The organism is Sphingopyxis sp., assembly GCF_051861155.1.
Taxonomy (GTDB): domain Bacteria; phylum Pseudomonadota; class Alphaproteobacteria; order Sphingomonadales; family Sphingomonadaceae; genus Sphingopyxis.
The window spans coordinates 400,842-419,279 of record NZ_JBHYDE010000003.1 but is presented as its reverse complement, the minus strand read 5'-3'; the positions used below and the strand labels follow the sequence as shown (position 1 = coordinate 419,279).

General features: G+C 62.5%; 16 protein-coding genes. 8 read left to right on the top strand and 8 right to left on the bottom strand.

Annotated features, from left to right (window positions below; translation table 11 throughout):
* Positions 1–112: 112 nt before the first annotated feature.
* Entirely contained in the window at positions 113–889 is a 777-nt protein-coding gene (locus tag ACTIFP_RS08140; RefSeq protein ID WP_439568203.1) for a C1 family peptidase, read from the bottom strand.
* Positions 889–2,418, bottom strand: a complete 1,530-nt coding sequence (locus tag ACTIFP_RS08135) for a hypothetical protein (protein ID WP_439568202.1) — start codon at positions 2,416–2,418, stop codon at positions 889–891. The genes ACTIFP_RS08140 and ACTIFP_RS08135 overlap by 1 nt, the downstream gene beginning before the upstream one ends.
* Positions 2,419–2,499: 81 nt before the next feature.
* Here ACTIFP_RS08135 and uvrA point away from each other — a divergent pair, with 81 nt between their 5' ends.
* A complete protein-coding gene (gene uvrA / locus ACTIFP_RS08130; protein WP_439568201.1) occupies positions 2,500–5,409 on the top strand; it encodes an excinuclease ABC subunit UvrA in 2,910 nt (969 codons plus the stop codon).
* Positions 5,410–5,443: 34 nt separating this feature from the next.
* Entirely contained in the window at positions 5,444–5,869 is a 426-nt protein-coding gene (locus tag ACTIFP_RS08125) for a nuclear transport factor 2 family protein (RefSeq protein WP_439568200.1), read from the top strand.
* 1 nt (position 5,870) lies between these two features.
* Here the strand turns inward: ACTIFP_RS08125 and ACTIFP_RS08120 are convergent, their stop codons facing one another.
* The 3 genes from ACTIFP_RS08120 to ACTIFP_RS08110 all read right to left on the bottom strand — a co-directional run bounded on the left by ACTIFP_RS08120 (position 5,871) and on the right by ACTIFP_RS08110 (position 8,458).
* Positions 5,871–6,422: a hypothetical protein gene (locus ACTIFP_RS08120; protein WP_439568199.1), complete on the bottom strand. Its 552-nt coding sequence runs from the start codon at positions 6,420–6,422 to the stop codon at positions 5,871–5,873.
* A gap of 459 nt (positions 6,423–6,881) precedes the next feature.
* Positions 6,882–7,190 (bottom strand): putative quinol monooxygenase, encoded by a 309-nt coding sequence (locus ACTIFP_RS08115; RefSeq protein WP_439568198.1) that lies wholly within the window; start codon positions 7,188–7,190, stop codon positions 6,882–6,884.
* On the bottom strand, positions 7,187–8,458 hold the full coding sequence (locus tag ACTIFP_RS08110; RefSeq protein ID WP_439568197.1) for a reverse transcriptase domain-containing protein: 1,272 nt from the start codon (positions 8,456–8,458) through the stop codon (positions 7,187–7,189). Before ACTIFP_RS08110 ends, ACTIFP_RS08115 begins: the two co-directional genes overlap by 4 nt.
* 728 nt (positions 8,459–9,186) lie before the next feature.
* Here ACTIFP_RS08110 and ACTIFP_RS08105 point away from each other — a divergent pair.
* From ACTIFP_RS08105 to phoB, 6 genes are all read left to right on the top strand, one after another.
* Positions 9,187–10,248 (top strand): substrate-binding domain-containing protein, encoded by a 1,062-nt coding sequence (locus ACTIFP_RS08105; protein WP_439568196.1) that lies wholly within the window; start codon positions 9,187–9,189, stop codon positions 10,246–10,248.
* 206 nt (positions 10,249–10,454) lie between these two features.
* Positions 10,455–11,831 (top strand): phosphate ABC transporter permease subunit PstC, encoded by a 1,377-nt coding sequence (pstC, locus tag ACTIFP_RS08100; protein WP_439568195.1) that lies wholly within the window; start codon positions 10,455–10,457, stop codon positions 11,829–11,831.
* The gene (gene pstA / locus ACTIFP_RS08095; RefSeq protein WP_439568194.1) at positions 11,824–13,080 is read left to right on the top strand and encodes a phosphate ABC transporter permease PstA; all 1,257 of its coding nucleotides are present in this window, start codon (positions 11,824–11,826) and stop codon (positions 13,078–13,080) included. The genes pstC and pstA overlap by 8 nt, the downstream gene beginning before the upstream one ends.
* A gap of 4 nt (positions 13,081–13,084) precedes the next feature.
* Positions 13,085–13,867 carry a phosphate ABC transporter ATP-binding protein PstB gene (pstB, locus tag ACTIFP_RS08090; protein ID WP_439568193.1) on the top strand — a complete coding sequence of 261 codons (783 nt, stop codon included), beginning with the start codon at positions 13,085–13,087 and terminating at the stop codon, positions 13,865–13,867.
* Positions 13,868–13,895: 28 nt separating this feature from the next.
* The gene (gene phoU / locus ACTIFP_RS08085) at positions 13,896–14,615 is read left to right on the top strand and encodes a phosphate signaling complex protein PhoU (protein WP_439568192.1); all 720 of its coding nucleotides are present in this window, start codon (positions 13,896–13,898) and stop codon (positions 14,613–14,615) included.
* Positions 14,615–15,313 (top strand): phosphate regulon transcriptional regulator PhoB, encoded by a 699-nt coding sequence (gene phoB, locus ACTIFP_RS08080; protein ID WP_439568191.1) that lies wholly within the window; start codon positions 14,615–14,617, stop codon positions 15,311–15,313. Before phoU ends, phoB begins: the two co-directional genes overlap by 1 nt.
* A 15-nt stretch (positions 15,314–15,328) precedes the next feature.
* Here phoB and ACTIFP_RS08075 read toward each other — a convergent pair whose 3' ends face one another.
* From ACTIFP_RS08075 to ACTIFP_RS08065, 3 genes are all read right to left on the bottom strand, one after another.
* Positions 15,329–15,697, bottom strand: coding sequence for a hypothetical protein (locus tag ACTIFP_RS08075; RefSeq protein ID WP_439568190.1), 369 nt, complete (start codon positions 15,695–15,697; stop codon positions 15,329–15,331).
* A 113-nt stretch (positions 15,698–15,810) separates the two neighbouring features.
* Complete coding sequence (locus ACTIFP_RS08070) at positions 15,811–16,752, bottom strand: alpha/beta hydrolase (RefSeq protein ID WP_439568189.1); 942 nt, start codon at positions 16,750–16,752, stop codon at positions 15,811–15,813.
* A 325-nt stretch (positions 16,753–17,077) separates the two neighbouring features.
* Positions 17,078–18,430 carry an OprO/OprP family phosphate-selective porin gene (locus ACTIFP_RS08065; RefSeq protein WP_439568188.1) on the bottom strand — a complete coding sequence of 451 codons (1,353 nt, stop codon included), beginning with the start codon at positions 18,428–18,430 and terminating at the stop codon, positions 17,078–17,080.
* Positions 18,431–18,438 lie beyond the last annotated feature (8 nt).

Genomic DNA, 18,438 nt, shown 5'->3' with positions numbered 1-18,438 from the left:
CGAAACCGGACAACGGCCATAGTGCGACTGTCCGCCCGCGCTGCCAAAGGGTCAAGCGAGGGGGATGACGCTGGTCGAAGACATTGGGAAGTTGGTGGAAAGTCGGCAGCCTTTACGTGGCCACCCCGATCTGCATCGCATAAAAATGGTCCAGCACACCGCCGGTACCGAAACGAACACGCAGAAAGCCGTCGTTCCCCCATCCCTGTCCCATACTATTGAGCAGGACAGCCGTTCGGGCGGGATAATCATATCCGACAAGAAGCATGCTGTGCCGCTTCGCGGTGCCCGGATCGACCGGCGCAGAATAGATGTCATGCCTGCGAATATCCGGAAAATCAGGCGGGACATTCATTTCGACGACCATCGGGCCGTGCCTGACCAGCGAATTGAGCATCGGCGTTCCAGGCGCCACCCAGCCAAACCCCGACACCCCGATACGATCCTGCCCCAGTATTTGGCATTGTTGGACCGATAGCGGTGGTCCGTCTGTTACGGATTTCGCAAGCCCGTTCGCGGTTGCCGCGCGCGCCGCCGTTTCTGGGTTTACACCCTGCAACGGCTCGCTGATGCCGAGCAGACAACAATGGACGTAGGCGCCAGCTAGCCGGATGTTTTCATTGCGACGCAGTTGCCAGCGCGCCTCCGCCATCGCGGCGGTTGCATAGCTGGTACAGACGTTCGCGGCGCCCTGCGCCCGTGACACAAATGCCAACCCTCTCGTGCGCCAGTCGAAACGTTGTTCTACCAAGCTGGATTCGGACCAATGGTTGAAGGGTCGCGAATATTTATACTGTGCTGGGTTGGCATCGGGAGCATCGACAAAGGCGGCGAAGCGATCCGCGGTGGTCGCTTCAGCATCCGCGGCGTCACCAAGATGTGCGCCCACTACGGCTCAACCTGACTTTTGGCTTCGTCGAGCGCTCGCCGTCCTTCGATCAGTCGGCGTTCGGTGTCCAGCATTGCGATCTCGTCTTCCCATTGCTGCTTTTGGGTCGGCGGCGCCGTCACCTGCGCCTTGCGCGCCGCAGCGATCTTTCCGTCGATCTCTAGCAAAGCCAGTTCGGCCTGCTTGTCCTTGAGCGCGCGGCCATCCAGTGCCGTTTTGACGCCAGCCACCTCCGTGACGGCAGTGCTGAGCAAGCCTGCCGCGACTTCGCCCGGCGCCTTGCTGTTGGTCGTGCCCGCTTCGCTGACGCGGCCATTCTCGTTGAACGCCAGACTACAACTGATCGACGTGAGGGGCTTGCTTACACAGGGCAAGACAAAAACGCGGCCGAGTTGTAGAAACTCGTAGCGCTTCTCCTCAGAAACTTCCCACGCCCCGGTCTCGTTTTTCGTTCTTACACGCATCAACCCCCAATAGGGATTCCGGTACGGAATACCCTTGGCAAGGTCGGTCGCGGGTAATGTCCTTGACCCTCCAGCCTGCACATAGGGACTGTTCGGTTGTTCAGCTTCGATTTCCAGCTTCACCGCCAAACCAGCCAGATCAGCCGGGTTGATCGAAACCGATGCCGCGCCACCTTTGAGCCATTTGTTAAATAGCGGCGCGAGTTGATCGCTCGTCGGCACGATCTCTTCGGACATCAGCACGCCATTCCTCGGCCAGTTGAGCGCTACCGAAATGCTAAGCGCCTTCTTTGCGGCATCGAGCGCCTTTTTGCTGTCGGCAAGCCCTTGCAATGCGCCCTGCAACGCCATGTAATCCTGGGTAAACTGCTTGCGCAATGCAGAGGGTATTGCGGCACCCGCTGCGTCGATCTGCGCCTTTCGTTTGTCAAATATTTCTTGCGCGCTTTTCACTACCGCAGTTCTGGTCTTGACCAATTGCGTCAGGCGATCGAGTTCCTTGATCGCGGCATCGGCCTCCGTTGTGCAGGCGACGACTGCGGTCATTCCGCCTCCGCCGGCTACCAACTTGGCGATGCCGGCGGCTGATTTGATCAGTGACCCGGCGATTTCCGCCGTGCGGTCATCGGCCTTTGCGTTGATCGACGAAGGCATGCCGTTCGGAAAATATTTGATCGTTGCCTCGGCGGTCTTGTTAAAGGCGGCAAGGCTGTTCGGGTCGATGACGTAGCTATGCTCCGGATCCGCCGAACGGATGCGCTCGACGACCTCCACCGACGTTTTGAAGATCAAGTCTGAATCGCACTTTGCCAGTTGATAATTTATCGAAACGCGAAATTGATCAAAATAGAGTGGAAACGGTGCGCCAACCGGGGTGGCAGACCCGGTCAACGGCGCGACGGACAGGCGCGTCGTGCAACCGCCCAATACAAACGAAGACAAAATTGCCGCCACAGCGGCCGAACGCATATACCCCCGAACCATATTTGCCTCCCCCATAAGCTGGGAGAAGAGAAACGCCGACTGCCGCGACGGTATAGGACCGAAACGCCAAATTTGTTCCATTGTGGCAGCATTTCCGCGTCACTATGTTGCGGCCACCGCGCCCCTTGCGCATCAAGAACAAATCTGGAACATACCCCTCCCATGAGTCTCACCCATATTTCCGTCCGCGGTGCGCGCGAGCATAATCTGAAGGGCGTCAACGTCGACCTGCCGCGCGATGCGCTGGTGGTCATCACCGGCCTGTCGGGCAGCGGCAAATCGTCGCTCGCCTTCGATACCATCTATGCCGAGGGGCAGCGGCGCTATGTGGAGTCGCTCTCCGCCTATGCGCGTCAGTTCCTGGAGATGATGCAGAAACCCGATGTCGAGCATATCGACGGACTGTCGCCAGCGATCAGCATCGAGCAGAAGACGACGTCGCGCAACCCGCGCTCGACCGTCGCGACGGTGACCGAAATCTACGACTATATGCGCCTGCTGTGGGCGCGCGTCGGCATCCCCTATTCGCCCGCAACCGGCGAGCCGATTTCGGCGCAGACGGTCAGCCAGATGGTCGACCGCGTGATGCAGTTGCCCGAAGGCACCCGCGCCTACCTGCTCGCCCCCGTCGTCCGCGGGCGCAAGGGCGAGTATAAGAAGGAGCTGGCGCAGTGGCAGAAGGACGGCTTCACGCGCGTCCGCATCGACGGCGAATTTTACGAGATCGGCGAGGCGCCGGCGCTCGACAAGAAATACAAGCATGACATCGAGGTGGTGGTCGACCGCATCGCGGTGCGCGAAGGGCTCGGCACCCGCCTCGCCGACAGTTTCGAAACCGCGCTGAAGCTCGCCGAAGGGCTTGCCTATGTCGATCTGGCCGACGGCCCGGTCCCGGGTCGCGAAGAGGAAGACACCGGCGGCGCGATGAAGGGCGCGGGCATCCCCGCCAATCGCCTGATCTTTTCCGAGAAATTCGCCTGCCCGGTCAGCGGCTTCACGATCGCCGAGATCGAACCGCGCCTGTTCAGCTTCAACGCCCCGCAGGGCGCCTGCCCCGCGTGCGACGGGCTCGGCGAGCGGCAGGAGTTCGACCCCGACCTCGTCGTGCCCAACCATGCGCTGAGCCTGAAAAAGGGCGCGGTCGTCCCGTGGGCAAAATCGAACCCGCCCTCGCCCTATTATATGCAGGTGCTGGAAAGCCTGGGCAAAGCCTATGGCTTCGAGCTGACAACGCCGTGGCAGGATCTGCCCGGCGAGGTGCAGCTGATCATCCTTTATGGCAGCGGCGGCAAGCCCGTCGAGCTGACCTTCAAGGACGGTCGCCGCAGCTATACGACGCACAAGGCGTTCGAGGGCGTCATCGGGAACCTCAACCGCCGCCTGCTGCAAACCGAGAGCGCGTGGATGCGCGAGGAGTTGAGCAAATATCAGACGCCGCAGCCGTGCGAGACCTGCCATGGCGCGCGGCTGCGCCCCGAACCGCTGGCGGTGAAGATCGCGGGCGAGGACATCAGCCTGTCGGCGCAGCGCAGCGTCGCCGACGCGCTGGCGTGGTTCGGGACGCTCGAGGACAAGCTCAACGACACCCAGCGCCAGATCGCTCGGGCGATATTGAAAGAGATCAACGAGCGGCTCGGCTTCCTCAACAATGTCGGGCTCGATTATCTCAACCTCAACCGTACCAGCGGGACGCTGAGCGGCGGCGAGAGCCAGCGCATCCGCCTAGCCTCGCAGATCGGTTCGGGTCTCTCCGGCGTGCTCTACGTCCTCGACGAACCGAGCATCGGACTCCACCAGCGCGACAATGACCGGCTGCTCGCGACGCTCAAACGCCTCCGCGACCTCGGCAACACGGTGATCGTCGTCGAGCATGACGAGGATGCGATCCGCCACGCCGATTATGTCGTCGACATGGGGCCGGGCGCGGGGCTGCATGGCGGCGAGATTGTCGCCGAGGGGACGCTGGAAGAGGTTCTCAAGAGCGACAAGAGCCTGACCGCGGCGTATCTCAACGGCACCAAAAGCATCGCGATCCCGAAACACCGCCGCAAGGGCAATGGCTTCGACCTGGTGCTGAAGGGCGCGCGTGCGAACAATCTCAACAATGTGACCGCGAAAATCCCGCTCGGCACCTTCACCTGCGTCACCGGGCTGTCGGGCAGCGGCAAGTCGAGCCTGATCATCGACACGCTTTACGCCAGCGCGGCGCGGGTGCTGAACGGGGCGCGGATGATCGCGGGGCCGCACGACAGTCTGAAGGGGCTGGAGCATTGCGACAAAGTGATCGACATCGACCAGTCGCCGATCGGCCGCACCCCGCGCAGCAACCCCGCGACGTACACGGGCGCCTTCACGATCATCCGCGACTGGTTCGCGGGGCTGCCCGAAAGCCAGGCGCGCGGGTACAAGCCGGGGCGCTTCAGCTTCAACGTCAAGGGCGGGCGGTGCGAGACCTGCACCGGCGACGGGCTGATCAAGATCGAGATGCACTTCCTGCCCGACGTCTATGTGACGTGCGAGACGTGCCACGGCAAACGCTACAACCGCGAAACGCTCGAGGTGAAGTTCAAGGGCCACAGCATCGCCGACGTGCTCGACATGACGGTCGAGGATGCGACCGAATTCTTCAAGGCGGTGCCGTCGATCCGCGAGAAGATGGCGATGCTGGTCCGCGTCGGGCTAGGTTACATCAAGGTCGGGCAGCAGGCGACGACGCTGTCGGGCGGCGAGGCGCAGCGGGTGAAGCTGGCCAAGGAATTGTCGCGGCGCTCGACCGGGCAGACGCTGTATATCCTCGACGAACCGACCACCGGGCTGCATTTCGAGGATGTCCGCAAGCTGCTCGAAGTGCTGCAGGCGCTGGTCGAACAGGGCAACAGCGTGATCGTGATCGAGCATAACCTGGATGTCATCAAGACCGCCGATTACATCCTCGACCTGGGCCCCGAGGGCGGGGTGAAGGGCGGCGAGATCGTCGCGGCGGGGACGCCCGAGCAGGTGGTGAAGGAGCCGCGGAGCTTTACCGGCCAGTATCTCAAACCCTTGCTGGAGGCGCAGGCGGGGAAAGGGTAATAACGCCCACGCTATGCAGCGGGAGGATCATGTGATGCCCCTCAATTTTGTGCGTATTGCCCTGCCCTTCGCCGCGGCGCTGCTCGCGGCGGCGCCCGCGCACGCGGCCGCGCCATCCTCGCCCGAACAAGCGCTGGAGGCCTATGTCAGCGGGCTCCGGACGGGGCGCGTCGAGGCGTTGCAAAAGCTGTTCCTGCCCGACGGTCAGTTCTGCACCTTGTCGGACGACGGCGATACCGGGGTCGGTTGCCGGCGCTTCGCCGAGGTGCTCGGCAGCTGGGCGGCGCGCCCCGATCCGGCGGCAACCGGGCGCGTCCTCGACCGCCGCGACGCGACGCCGTCGATGAGCGCGGTCACCTATGAACTCACCTTCGGCGGCGACCGCTATATCGACCAGCTGCTGCTCTATCGTACCGCGGCCGGATGGCGCGTCGTGGCGAAGACCACCGCAGTGCAATAGATCAACGCCACACCACCGACAGCGGGTAGAGCGCGATCAACCAGATCAGGCACCCCACCACCACGCGGCGGTCCTTGGCCGCGATCGCGAGCAGCGCGACGGGGAAGAAGGACCAAGCAATGATGACGGCGCGCAAGCTGGTCGGGGCGGGCAAGCCGCCCAGCCAGGTGACGACGCCCATCAGCGCGACATTGCACAGGAACACCCCGCCGATCACCTTGCGCCGGTGCTGGTCGAAATGGGCATTGAGGTCGCCCCATCCTTCGGGATCGTCGGGGAAGACGAGCGACGCCGCGACATAATAGATGGCGGTGACGATGAAGCCGCAGAACAGCACCGGCCAGTTCAGCGGCAGCGCGTCGCGCACCGCCCAGCCGTACATCCAGAAGGTGACGACGTCGCACGACACGAACAGCCCGAGCAGCGCGGTCGGCCAGCCGATGCGGACGCGGTGCGACGCCTTGAGCGCGCGCGCCAGCCCGCCCAGCCCCTCGGCCAGCGCGAGACCGAGGATCAGTCCGAACAGCGAAAAGATGAATTCAAACCCGCTCATAGGCCCCCCGGCGCTTTATCCTTGCCGCCCCGGCACAATCCGGGGTCGATTGCCCTGCCCTATCGGAACGCGGCGCGGGATCAAGCCCGCGCGCGCCCGAACAGCGGGAGCGCGGGCGGCGGGGCGCGGCATGTTGGTCCAAAGTTCAGTGAAGTTCAGCCTTGTGCGCTGATGTGCCGTTGCCGCATCCCGGAGGTGGGATGATCGACCGCCAAGGTTGCGCGCGCTGGGCGACGACCGCTTTTGTCGGTGATTTGAAAGAGCCGGGATAAAGGCTGGCACAGCGAAAAAAGATAGGAAAGCGGTTATTTTTCCACCCCGTCACCCCGGATCAAGTCCGGGGTGACGAAGGAGGCGAAAGCCCCTCCCTTCAGGGAGGGGTTTGGGGAGGGCCTGTCACCCTCGCCCACAATCCGAACAGGCCCTCCCCCGACCCCTCCCATGAATGGGAGGGGAGATTTACCCCATCACCCGCGCCGTCACATCGTCGCCCGAGAAAATCCGCATCACCGGCGGCTGCGGCGAGAGGGCGCGCATTTCGGCGACGAAGGCGCCCGACGCGGGGACCGCGAAATGGGCGCGCACCGCGGCCATATCCGCCCACTCCTCGACAAAGACGAGGCGGTCGGGCTGTTCGACATCGACATGGCAGTTGTGCGCCAGACACCCCGCCTCGCCGCGCGACCGCGCGCTATGCTCGGCGCCGAGCGCAATCATGCGCTCGCGATGCTCGGGGGTCAGGATGACGTGGCCGGTGATGAGGATCATTCGCCTAATGGCCAAATTGAAGAGGCATATGTTACCTCATTTGCTCCTCTATAACCCAATATTGCTGCTGCCATTTTTGCAGGCTTTTTCTTGACAATTTCACCAGCTTTTCTTTGATAATCTAGGTATGTATTCATTATATTTTCATCGATTTTCAAGATCGTATTCTTGTCATCGCAGAATGAATAGTGATGCGCCCACCCTTTCGCCATTCCGGATATCCGATTGAGGGTTCGAGGGATGCTAAATTGCATATCGAAATCCGATGGTTCTTCCGATTTTCGGATTGCTCGAAGGGACTCAACCGCTACATCTTTGCAGCGAAACTCAATGCTCCTTCGTGATCGTTTTGATGGCCTCAGCCCTGCCTTTGAAAACTCTATTCCAAGATATTCGAAGGGCTCGTGAAACGGTATTGGAACGGCGCTAGATTTGTCGGGTGCAAATCTCATTCCCATCTCATTCAAAATCCCACTAGCAAGTCGAAAACGAGCCGAAGCGGCGCGCCCCGATGGCGCTACGATGATTACATCATCAATGTATCGAATACATCGACAGTCTCCATCATTCATCGCCTTGTCGAAGTCTGATAGTATTAGATTTCCGAGGAATGGCGACAAGCAACTTCCCTGCGCCACACCTAAATCTCCGTATGGGAACTGGTCTTTGAACTTCCAGAGGCGAGCCGCATTTTCGAGATCCACTGATATAGATTTCTCAAATAGAGAGAGGAAATGGCTATCATCAGTAAATCTCTTGACCATATTTACACAGCCAGATTTCGAGATCCGCGTAAAAAAACCTTCGACGTCCGCTATCATTACGTGAGTTTGGCCCTGCTTGGCGAATTCGATCAATTGATGAATCGCGGCAGGCACTCCCGCCGAGCTATCTTTCGATACTTTTGGAATGCCGCCAAAGCTAAACGGCTGGAAGGCCTGTTTGCGTATCGCATCCGTCGCAGTCAATGCATCGAGTACGCATCGCTGGACTATCCGATCTTCCGTTTTCGAGATTACAATTGGTCGGACTTGACCCGGCTTGCCGGTCTTCGGGATCGCGACACCTCTCGATGGTGAAAAATGAAATGTCTGACGGTGTATTTTCGCGGCGATTGAAGCGATGCGTGTCCGTACATCCGCGGCAAAATCCTCGGCTTGCTCTTTAACGTAAGGCGAGGTTGAGAAACGGGAATTCGAGCGCACAGCTTGCCAAGCCTTCGTCAGGCTGGAATGTTTGCGGACATATTTCCTCAGGCTATCGTCCAAGTCTCCGGGCCCCTGCTCTCGCCACCCATCCGACTAGCACTGTCCTCCGAGGAACCTGCACGGGGCCGATTCCAGACGACGGCCAATGCGCTTGCGCACACTGAATCATCGCCGCTCCGCTCGCTCGACACACCGACAATGTCGGCTTTCAAAGCTGGCAGCGCAAGAGGCAAACACAGAATCACGATAAGAACCGTGGCCCCGCGCCGCGCCCATTTGGCACGTTTTTGCATGCTTCCCAGAACGCCCGCAAAACATCCGAAGAAAATCGAACCTCCGCGTAAAATTCTCGTTGCATGCCCGCATTCCCTTCCTTGTAAAATAACCTAATAGCCGTCGAGCAGGGTGCCCTATTGGACTGAACTACGGCTTCTCTTCGGTCAAACACGGACGGGTCAGCACTGTCCTCCGAGGAACCTGCACGGGGCCGATTCCAGACGACGGCCAATGCGCTTGCGCACACTGAATCATCGCCGCTCCGCTCGCTCGACACACCGACAAAACCGGCTGTCAAAGCTGGCAGCGCCAAACAACGCTTCCATGTGTAGCGCAGCGGGAACAAAAAGGGAAGATCGAGATTCCAAGGCCCGCATCTTCTCGCGCATCATGACATATATATGACACTCCCTGTCACAAACACGTCACACAAAACCCCCAAATGGCGCTCAGCGAGTCGCCGCGGGGGTGGTGGCTTGGTTCGGTAACGACCCCCATCAACAGGATTTTCCATGGCTCAGAAATTCGCGCCCCGCACCCTTGGCGTCGTTGGCGCCGCCGTGTGCGCGCTGGCGCTTTCCGCCTGTCAGGATCAGGCTTCGTCGGGTGGCGGCGCGCGCGATTATATCAGCGCGGTCGGCTCGTCGACCGTCTATCCCTTTGCCACCGCGGTCGGTGAGAAGTTCGCCGAAGCGACGGGCAACAAGACGCCGAAGATCGACAGCACCGGCACCGGTGGCGGCTTTGAACGTTTCTGTTCGGGCGTCGGCGGCGAAACCCCCGACATCGCCAACGCATCGCGCCGGATCAAGAAGAAGGAATTCGACACCTGCGTCGCCAATGGCGTCAAGGACATCGTCGAAGTCCAGATCGGCATCGACGGCATCGCGCTGGGCGAAGCGACGCGCGGTCCGGGCTTCCAGCTGACCGAAGAAGATGTGTACAAGGCTCTCGCTGCTAACCCCTATGGCAAGCCCAACACGGCCAAGACGTGGCAAGACGTCAACCCGGCGCTGCCCGCGGTGGCGATTTCGGTGTTCGGCCCGCCGTCGACCAGCGGTACCTATGACGCGTTCAAGGAGCTGATCCTGGGCCGCGGTTGCGACGCCAACCCCGAGATGAAGGCGCTGAAGGACAGCGACAAGGACAAGCATGAGGCGGTGTGCACCGCGCTGCGCGGTGCGCCCTTCTATGTCGAGCAGGGCGAGAATGATAACCTCATCATCTCGAAGCTCGACAAGAACCCGACCAGCCTGGGCATCTTCGGCTTTTCGTATCTCGATGCGAACAAGGACAAGATCAAGGCCGTCCCGGTGCAGGGCGTCGCGCCCAGCTATGCCGCGATCGCCGACGGCAGTTATCCGGGTTCGCGCCCGCTGTTCATCTATATCAAGAAGGCGCATGTCGGCGTCGTCCCGGGGCTGGCCGAATATGTCGCCGAGTTCCTGAAGGGCGCGGGCGACGGCGGGTATCTGAACGCCAAGGGCCTGATCGTGTCGCCCGCCGCGATCGCCGCGACGGCGACGGCGAACGGCACCGCCATGACCGCGTTGAACGGCGCCGAGCTGAAGTAAGTTTCCCCCCGCTGGCGACCGGGGCGGGTTTTGGCCCGCCCCGGTCGCCGGTTTTTTCTGGACCCGCCTACGCTCGTTAGCCAACCACATCATCCGTTCGTGCTGAGCTTGTCGAGGCACTGTCCTTCTTTTCTTCAAGGCAAGAACGGCCCTTCGACAAGCTCAGGGCGAACGGATTGCAAGTTGGCACCAGAACCGAGGACCAAGTGACCTTCAACGCCGCCGCCCTGTTGCTCCTGATCGCCGGCCTCGCGCTGATCGGCTGGATTGCCGGTCGGCAGCGATCGAACCTGCTGGCGGGGCGGTCGGGGACCAAGCTGCATTCGCGGCCGCAATATCATGGCTGGTATGTCGCGCTGTGGCTGTTCGCGCCCGCGGCGCTGTTCCTGGCGGTGTGGTCGTCGGTGTCGCCGGGGCTGATCACCAACCAGGTGCTGGCGAGCGACGCGGCGCAGAGCCTGCCCGCCTTCGGTTTCGAGCGCGGCGCGATCCTGTCCGACGCGCGCAGCGTCGCGCTGGGGCAGCAGGAGCGCGTGCGGCTGACCGCCGCGGCGCCGCTGGTCCAGCCCTATGCCGACGCCGCGCATAAATATGCATGGATCGGCATCGCGGCGATGCTGGCGCTGGCATTGGCGGGCGGGCTGTACGCCTTTACCCGCATCAAACCCGATTTCCGGGCGCGGACGCGGGTCGAGCGGATCGTGATGGCGGTGCTGTTGCTCGCGTCGCTCGTCGCAATTTTGACGACGTTCGGCATCGTGTTGTCGCTGCTGTTCGAATCGATCCGTTTTTTCCAGCTGGTGTCGCCCGCCGAGCTGTTGTTCGGGACCAATTGGGCGCCGCAGAGCGGGGCGCCGGTCGACGATACGTTCGGCGGCATTCCGTTGTTCTGGGGCACGGTGCTGATCGGCGCGATCATCGCGATGATCGTCGCGATCCCGATCGGGATGATGACCGCGGTGTACCTGACCCAATATGCCGCGCCGGTGGTGCGCCGCTGGGTCAAACCGATCCTGGAGATTTTGGCGGGGGTGCCGACCGTCGTCTACGGCTATTTCGCCGCGCTGACCGTCGCCCCTGCCCTGCGCAATTTTGCGGTGCTGCTGGGCATTCCCAACGCCTCGACCGAAAGCGCGCTGGCGGCGGGCATCGTGATGGGGGTGATGATCATCCCGTTCGTGTCGTCGATGGCCGACGACAGCATCAACGCGGTGCCGCAGGCGATGCGCGACGGGTCGCTGGCACTGGGCGCGACGCCGAACGAGACGATCCGCCAGGTGCTGATCCCCGCGGCATTGCCCGGGGTGATGGGCGGCATCTTGCTCGCGGTCAGCCGCGCAATCGGCGAGACGATGATCGTGGTGATGGCCGCCGGCCTGTCCGCCAACCTCACCGCCAATCCGTTCGCCAGCGTCACCACGGTGACCGCGCAGATCGTCAAATTGCTGACCGGCGACCAGGAATTCGACAGCGCCAAGACGCTCGCCGCCTTTGCGCTGGGGCTGGTGCTGTTCGTCGTCACCTTGCTGCTCAACATCGCCGCGCTGCGGATCGTCAAAAAGTATCGCGAAGCATATGAATAGGCAGACCAACCCCACCGACTGGAAGGGCGCGGCGATGCAGAAACGCATCGCGGGCCGCTACGCCGCCGAACGCCGCTTCCGGCTGATCGGGCTGGGCGCGGTGCTGCTCTCCGGCGCGTTTCTGGCGTTCCTGCTGTTCGTGATGGTCGGCAATGGCGCGCGCGGTTTTACCTATACCCATGTCGCGGTGCCGATCGATTTCCAGTCGACCCCGTTGGCGATCGATACGGCGCGGCTGGGCGATGCCGACGCCGATCAGGTGATCGCGAACGCCGGCCTCGCCGACATCGTCGCCTTTGCCGCCGACGAGGCGCTGGGCGATGGCGGGTCGGAGCTGATTTCCGAAAATGCGTGGAAAGAGGTCCGGGCGCAGATCAAGGCCGACCCCGAGCTGCTCAAGGGCAAGACGGTGTTCGAACTGCCCGCCGACAGCGCGGTCGACATCATGGCCAAAGAGGGCAGCCGCGGCGCGCTCGGCGCGCGGGTCGATGCGCTGGAGAAGGACGGCAAGCTGTCAACCGGCATCCACTGGCCGTTCTTCAAGAACGCCGACGCGACCGACCCGGCGGTGGCGGGGATCTGGGGCGCGCTGAAAGGATCGGTGCTGACGATCTTCATCGCCTTCCTGATCGCCTTTCCGACCGGGGTGCTCGCGGCGCTGTATCTGGAAGAATATGCGGCGAAGAACCGCTGGACCGACCTGATCGAGGTGTCGATCAACAATCTGGCCGCGGTGCCCTCGATCATCTTCGGTCTGCTCGCGCTGGCGGTGTTCATCAACTGGTTCGGCATCTGTCAGGCGAGCCCGCTCGTCGGCGGCCTGACGCTGGCACTGATGACGATGCCGGTGATCGTCATCGCCAGCCGCAACGCGATCAAATCGGTGCCGCCATCGATCCGCGACGCGGCGCTGGGCGTCGGCGCCAGCCCGGTGCAGGTGGTGTTCCACCACGTCCTGCCGCTCGCCCTGCCCGGCATTTTGACCGGCACGATCATCGGCATGGCGCGCGCGCTGGGCGAGACCGCGCCGCTGCTGCTGATCGGCATGCGCGCCTTTATCGGCGACGTTCCGGGCGGCATCTGTTCGCCGTCGACCGTGCTGCCGATGCAGATCTTCCTCTGGTCGGACGAAGTCGATCGGGGCTTTGTCGAGAAAACCTCCGCCGCGATCATCGTGCTGCTAATCGTGCTGCTGTCGATGAACGCCTTTGCGATCTATCTTCGCAACAAATTCGAAAAACGCTGGTGACCCCATGACCCAAGACGATCTTACCATCGCCGATCCCAAGATGAAGGCGCACGGCGTCGATGTCTTCTATGGCGAGAAACAGGCGATCAACAATGTGTCGATCGACGTCGGCACCGACATGGTCACCGCGTTCATCGGCCCGTCGGGCTGCGGCAAGTCGACCTTTCTGCGGTCGCTGAACCGCATGAACGACACCGTCGCCAGCGCCAAGGTCACCGGGCGTATCGAATTGGACGGTGAGGATATTTACGCGCCGTCGATGGACGTCGTCCAGCTGCGCGCGCGTGTCGGCATGGTGTTCCAGAAACCGAACCCCTTTCCCAAGTCGATCTATGACAATGTCGGTTACGGCCCGCGCATCCATGGGCTCGCCCCGGCCAAGGCCGACCTCGATGTCATCGTCGAGCGCGCGCTGGTCCGCGCCGGGCTGTGGGACGAGGTCAAGGACCGCCTGCAGGAAAGCGGCACCGCGCTGTCGGGCGGCCAGCAACAGCGCCTGTGCATCGCACGCGCGATCGCGGTCGACCCCGAAGTCATCCTGATGGACGAACCCTGTTCGGCGCTCGACCCGATCGCGACCGCGAAGATCGAGGAGCTGATCCACGAACTGCGCGGCAAATATGCGATCGTGATCGTCACCCACAATATGCAGCAGGCGGCCCGCGTGTCGCAGCGCACCGCCTTTTTCCACCTCGGGACGCTGGTCGAATATGGCAAGACCACCGACATCTTCACCAACCCGAAGCAGGAACGCACCAAGGATTATATCACCGGCCGCTACGGCTGAGCCCAGCGACCGAACAAGGACGAAGTAGATGGCAGTAGTCAATGATCACACCGTCAAGGCTTTCGACGAAGATCTGAACCGCCTGCGCGGGCTGATCAGCGAAATGGGGGGGCGCGCCGAACAGGCGCTGCTCCAGGCGATGACCGCGCTCCACAAGGGCGACCTCGCCCTGGCGGCGCAGGTCGTGCGCGACGATAAAAAGATCGACGCGCTGGAGGCGGAAGTCGAGCAGTTGGCAGTGCAGACGATTGCTCTCAGGGCTCCGATGGCCGACGATCTGCGCGAAATGATCGCGGCGCTGAAAATCGTCTCGGTCGTCGAACGCATCGGCGATTATGCCAAGAACATCGCCAAGCGCGTCGCGCTGATGGACCAGACGCGGTCGATCGAGGCGATCCCGCTGCTGATGTCGATGTCGTCGATCGTCGCCGAACTGATCCACGATGCGCTCGACAGCTTTGCAGCACGCGACGCCGAACTCGCGGTGCGGGTGACCGTCCGCGACAAGAATGTCGACGATTTCTACAACAGCATCTTTCGCACCCTCGTGACCTTCATGATGGAGAATCCGAAATATATCTCGGAAAGCGCGCACCTGCTGTTCGTCGCCAAGAACCTTGAGCGGATGGGCGACCATGCGACCAACATCGCCGAGATGGTCTATTATGTCGTGACCGGCGAACATATGGAGGAACGCGAGCGCGGCGAGCAGCCCGAAGATGGCGCCGCGGAGCAGGAGCAAGGCTGATGCCCCAGCCCGACCTGCTGCTGATCGAGGATGACGAGGCGATCGCCGAACTCATCGTCTGGCATTTCGCACGCGAAGGGTTTTCGGTTCGGCAAACGCCCGACGGCGAACAGGCGCTGGTGCTGGTCGAGGAGCGCGTCCCCGACATCGTCCTGCTCGACTGGATGATCGAAAGCCTGCCCGGCATCGAAGTGTGCCGCCGCCTGCGCCGCAACCCGAAATCGGCGAATGTGCCAATCATCATGCTGACCGCGCGCGGGGAGGAAGAGGACCGCATCCGCGGGCTGGAAACCGGCGCCGACGATTATGTCACCAAACCGTTCAGCCCGCGCGAACTGGTCGCGCGCGTATCGGCAGTCCTTCGCCGCCTGCGCCCGGCGCTGGCCGGCGAGCTGCTGACCTATGCCGACATCGAGCTGGACTCGGTCGCGCACAAGGTCATCCGCGGCGGCCAGACGGTCAACATGGGCCCGACCGAATTCCGCCTGCTGCGCCATTTCATGGAACATCCGGGCCGCGTCTTTTCGCGCGGGCAATTGCTCGACAGCGTGTGGGGCCAGGACAGCGACATCGAATTGCGCACCGTCGACGTGCACATCCGGCGGCTGCGCAAGGCGATCAACCTGCCGGGGACGAGCGACATCATCCGCACGGTGCGGTCGGCGGGCTATGCACTGGATTCGGGGAAAAGCGGCTGAGCCCTCGGGACTCGCTTAGCCGACAAAATTCAGTGCAGCGAAGATCGCGACCGCGGTAGCGGCGAAGATGCCCAGCGCGATCCAGAGCAAGCGCAGCGATGCCCGGAAGATGCAGACGACTGCGGCAATCGCAACGAGAAGCAACGATGTCGGCGGCCAGAGCGCCAGCAAGCGAAGCCACGCGCCGGAATCCCAGAATTTTGCCCCCGGAGCGTCGAACGAAAAACCGATCATCAACAACGACAGAAAGAATAGCAAATAGGCGCCCGCCAGCGCCACGAGCGCGCCGATTATGAGCAAGGCGGTGCGCACGCCTTTCGTCCCTGCGGGATCGGATATCCGCGCCGGGTCCATGTCGCTTTTTCGGTTCGATATGTCAGACATTGATTTTCCGCCTTTTGGCCGATGCGCGCAGAGCTTTATGCTCGCTCCAAATTTCCCAAGAGATTCAACCCACTAGTTGGAATGGAAGCAGCGATTTTTACTGGATTCGGATGTCATTTTGCCGGAGCGGGGAGCAGATATTTCAAGCCGCGGGTGAAGCCACGCGGTGCGACGGTGAAGTGATCTTCATCGTTCAGCACCTCCGTCTCCATGCGTAGCGAAGGATAGTTGCGCGATCGCAGCGCCCGGTCCATTGCGCGGGTATCGGTCACCATATTGACGTCCTTGGCATAGCGCGGGTCGCCCGGCCGCATTTCCTCATATTCACCGATATACATATAGACGCGCGCAGGCAGATCGTCATGCTTCTCGGCGTAAGCCTTTTCCCGCTCTGCCATATGGTGGCGGTCGTACCAGAAGGACGGGCTGCCGAGGATATAGCCGTCGAACAGGCGCGGCTCGCTGAACAATATTTCGCTGCCCAGAAGCGCGCCATAGGAATGGCCGAGGAAAAAGCGGCGGCGCGCGTCGGTCCTGTATTTTCCGGCGACAAAGGGAAAAACCCGGTCGCGGACATAGACGGCGTAGGCAACGGCCTTGCCATGCTCGGCGTCGGCGCGCGCGGTGCTGGGGCCGTTCGGCGTCGGCGTGTAATCGCGCCGCCGACTTTGCATCCCGCCCTCGCCCTTGGCATAGGACAGGCCGACGAGGATAAACTCTTCGACGGTCGGCCGCTCGACGTTCAGCCGCCGGGCGATCTGCTTGATCAGCGAAAAGGCGTAATCGGCGTCGGTGACATAGAGCACCGGGTAACGACGCTGGGGCTGGTCGCCATAAGAGGGCGGCAGGGCGACGAAGACCTGATAGGCACGACGCGAAACGGGGTCGGGAACGTCCCAGACTTCGGTGTCGGCGATTTCATACGGCAGCCCCTCGCCGCGCTGGGCGGAAGGGGCGGCGGGTTTGGGGGAAGCGGCCGCTTGCCCGTTGGCGGCGTCGGAGCAGTTCGCGAGAAACAGGCTGGCCAAGGCAGCGAACAAGAGGCTTCTGATCAATTCGATACTCCAGGTAAATGATCAGGCTGTTGCCAATGCAACCGAGCCGTCCGCGAGAGCTGGTGCGATGGTCATAAGCTTGCCGCGCATCGAAGGAAGGCGATTTCTGTACCGGTTCTGCGCTTTGCCAGGTGTTTGGCCGCATTGGTTCCGGATGAGATGGGGAGACGTATGGCGTCTGATGACCATTTCCTGTCATCCCCGCGAAGGCGGGGATCCCGTTTTGCGACGGCGAAGGAAAAAAGCGGGATTCCCGCCTTCGCGGGAATGACAAAGCTAGGTGAGAACGTCCGCTCCCCACCCCAAAGCAGACAACCCGCCCAAATCAAAAATCGATCTGCGTCCTGAGCCCAAATGTATCCGCCGTATAATCGCGATCCCCCGTCGCCGTCGCGATGCGGGCGTTGTCGATCCACAGTTTGCCGTAGTTGGCCGTGATGCGGATGTAATCGATGGGCGCCCACACCAGCCCGATCAGCGCCGCCTGTTGCCGTCCGCCGATAATCGCGCCGTCGCTGAGGTCGAGGTGGTCGTAGCGCGCGTTGACTTCGATCGCGCCGATGCCGCCAGCCGTGATCGGCTTCGATGGTTTGAGCCGGTCGAACGCGCCGTCCTTATACCCGCGCGCGTCGCCGCCGGTCAGCACCATGCCGACCTCGGCATAGCCGCCAAAGAAGGTCGGGTCGGCGGCGCCGCGGCGCTTCAGCGTCTGCCAATAGGCTTCGCCCGCGACGTGGAACGGCCCGGCGAGCAGCGCGCCTTCGACCCCGATACCGCGTTCGCTCGCGACGTCGAGCAGGCCAGTGTCGACCAGCCGCACGTCGGTGGTGTGGACGAACGGCCGCGCGCGATAGCGAACCGTCGCGGCGGGATCATTGGGGTCGCGCCAATGGCCCGACGCGCCAAGGTGCAGCTGGGTCTTGCCGAGCTTGGGCATCCACACAGCGCGGCCGTCGATGCTCATACTGTGGTTGCTGTCGCTGAGCAGGTCGCGGGCGTTGTCGCCGAACACCCCGCCCTGCAGCAGCACGGCCTTGCCCTTATATTGCGCCGACAGCCCGACCCGGCGTTCGAACCCGAAGGCCTGGACAAACGCCGCACGCTCCATGAAGCTGGTGAACAGGTCGCTCGTCATGTCGTCAAGCCCCCAGAAGGGTTTGACCTGCCCTGCGGTGACGGTGAGCGGGCCGGTGCCATAGCTCATGTAAATGTCGGTCAGTTCGACCTCGCTGTTCGCGATGTCGGCCTCGACCCGATAGGCAAAGCCGCCCGGGATCTTGCCGTCGACGCCCAGATAGACGCGGCGGAATTCGGTCGCGGTGCCGCCGCGGACCCCGGTGGCGCCCGCGGGAGTATCGACCCCGGCGATGTCGAGCTGGACCCGCCCGCGCGGCTTGAAGCTCCAGCCGTCGGCGGTCTTGATTTCGGGCGCGCCTTTCCAGCTGATGTCGGTGGCGGGTTTGGCGGTCACCGAGGGCGGCACCGGCGCCGGGGCGGGCGCCGGCTGCGCGGTCGCCGCGTCGAGCCGCGTTTCGAGTGTCTGCACCTGCGCCTTCAGTGCCGCGAGTTCAGCCCGCAACTGCGCCGCTTCCTCGGCCGTCATCGCCTGCGCGTGCGCGGCGGTAGGCAGACAGAACATCGACGTCGCCAGCAGGGCGGCGGTCAGGGCGTGGCGCATGAGGGACT

What these genes read in the sequence shown, in the direction of transcription:
- ACTIFP_RS08115 (WP_439568198.1), bottom strand. Translation starts at nt 7,190, where the DNA reads ATGATCCTCATCACCGGCCACGTCATCCTGACCCCCGAGCATCGCGAG.
- pstA (WP_439568194.1), top strand. Translation starts at nt 11,824, where the DNA reads ATGAATAGGCAGACCAACCCCACCGACTGGAAGGGCGCGGCGATGCAG.
- ACTIFP_RS08135 (WP_439568202.1), bottom strand. Translation starts at nt 2,418, where the DNA reads ATGGAACAAATTTGGCGTTTCGGTCCTATACCGTCGCGGCAGTCGGCG.
- ACTIFP_RS08075 (WP_439568190.1), bottom strand. Translation starts at nt 15,697, where the DNA reads ATGTCTGACATATCGAACCGAAAAAGCGACATGGACCCGGCGCGGATA.
- ACTIFP_RS08105 (WP_439568196.1), top strand. Translation starts at nt 9,187, where the DNA reads ATGGCTCAGAAATTCGCGCCCCGCACCCTTGGCGTCGTTGGCGCCGCC.
- ACTIFP_RS08065 (WP_439568188.1), bottom strand. Translation starts at nt 18,430, where the DNA reads ATGCGCCACGCCCTGACCGCCGCCCTGCTGGCGACGTCGATGTTCTGT.
- ACTIFP_RS08125 (WP_439568200.1), top strand. Translation starts at nt 5,444, where the DNA reads ATGCCCCTCAATTTTGTGCGTATTGCCCTGCCCTTCGCCGCGGCGCTG.
- uvrA (WP_439568201.1), top strand. Translation starts at nt 2,500, where the DNA reads ATGAGTCTCACCCATATTTCCGTCCGCGGTGCGCGCGAGCATAATCTG.
- phoB (WP_439568191.1), top strand. Translation starts at nt 14,615, where the DNA reads ATGCCCCAGCCCGACCTGCTGCTGATCGAGGATGACGAGGCGATCGCC.
- pstB (WP_439568193.1), top strand. Translation starts at nt 13,085, where the DNA reads ATGACCCAAGACGATCTTACCATCGCCGATCCCAAGATGAAGGCGCAC.
- ACTIFP_RS08120 (WP_439568199.1), bottom strand. Translation starts at nt 6,422, where the DNA reads ATGAGCGGGTTTGAATTCATCTTTTCGCTGTTCGGACTGATCCTCGGT.
- phoU (WP_439568192.1), top strand. Translation starts at nt 13,896, where the DNA reads ATGGCAGTAGTCAATGATCACACCGTCAAGGCTTTCGACGAAGATCTG.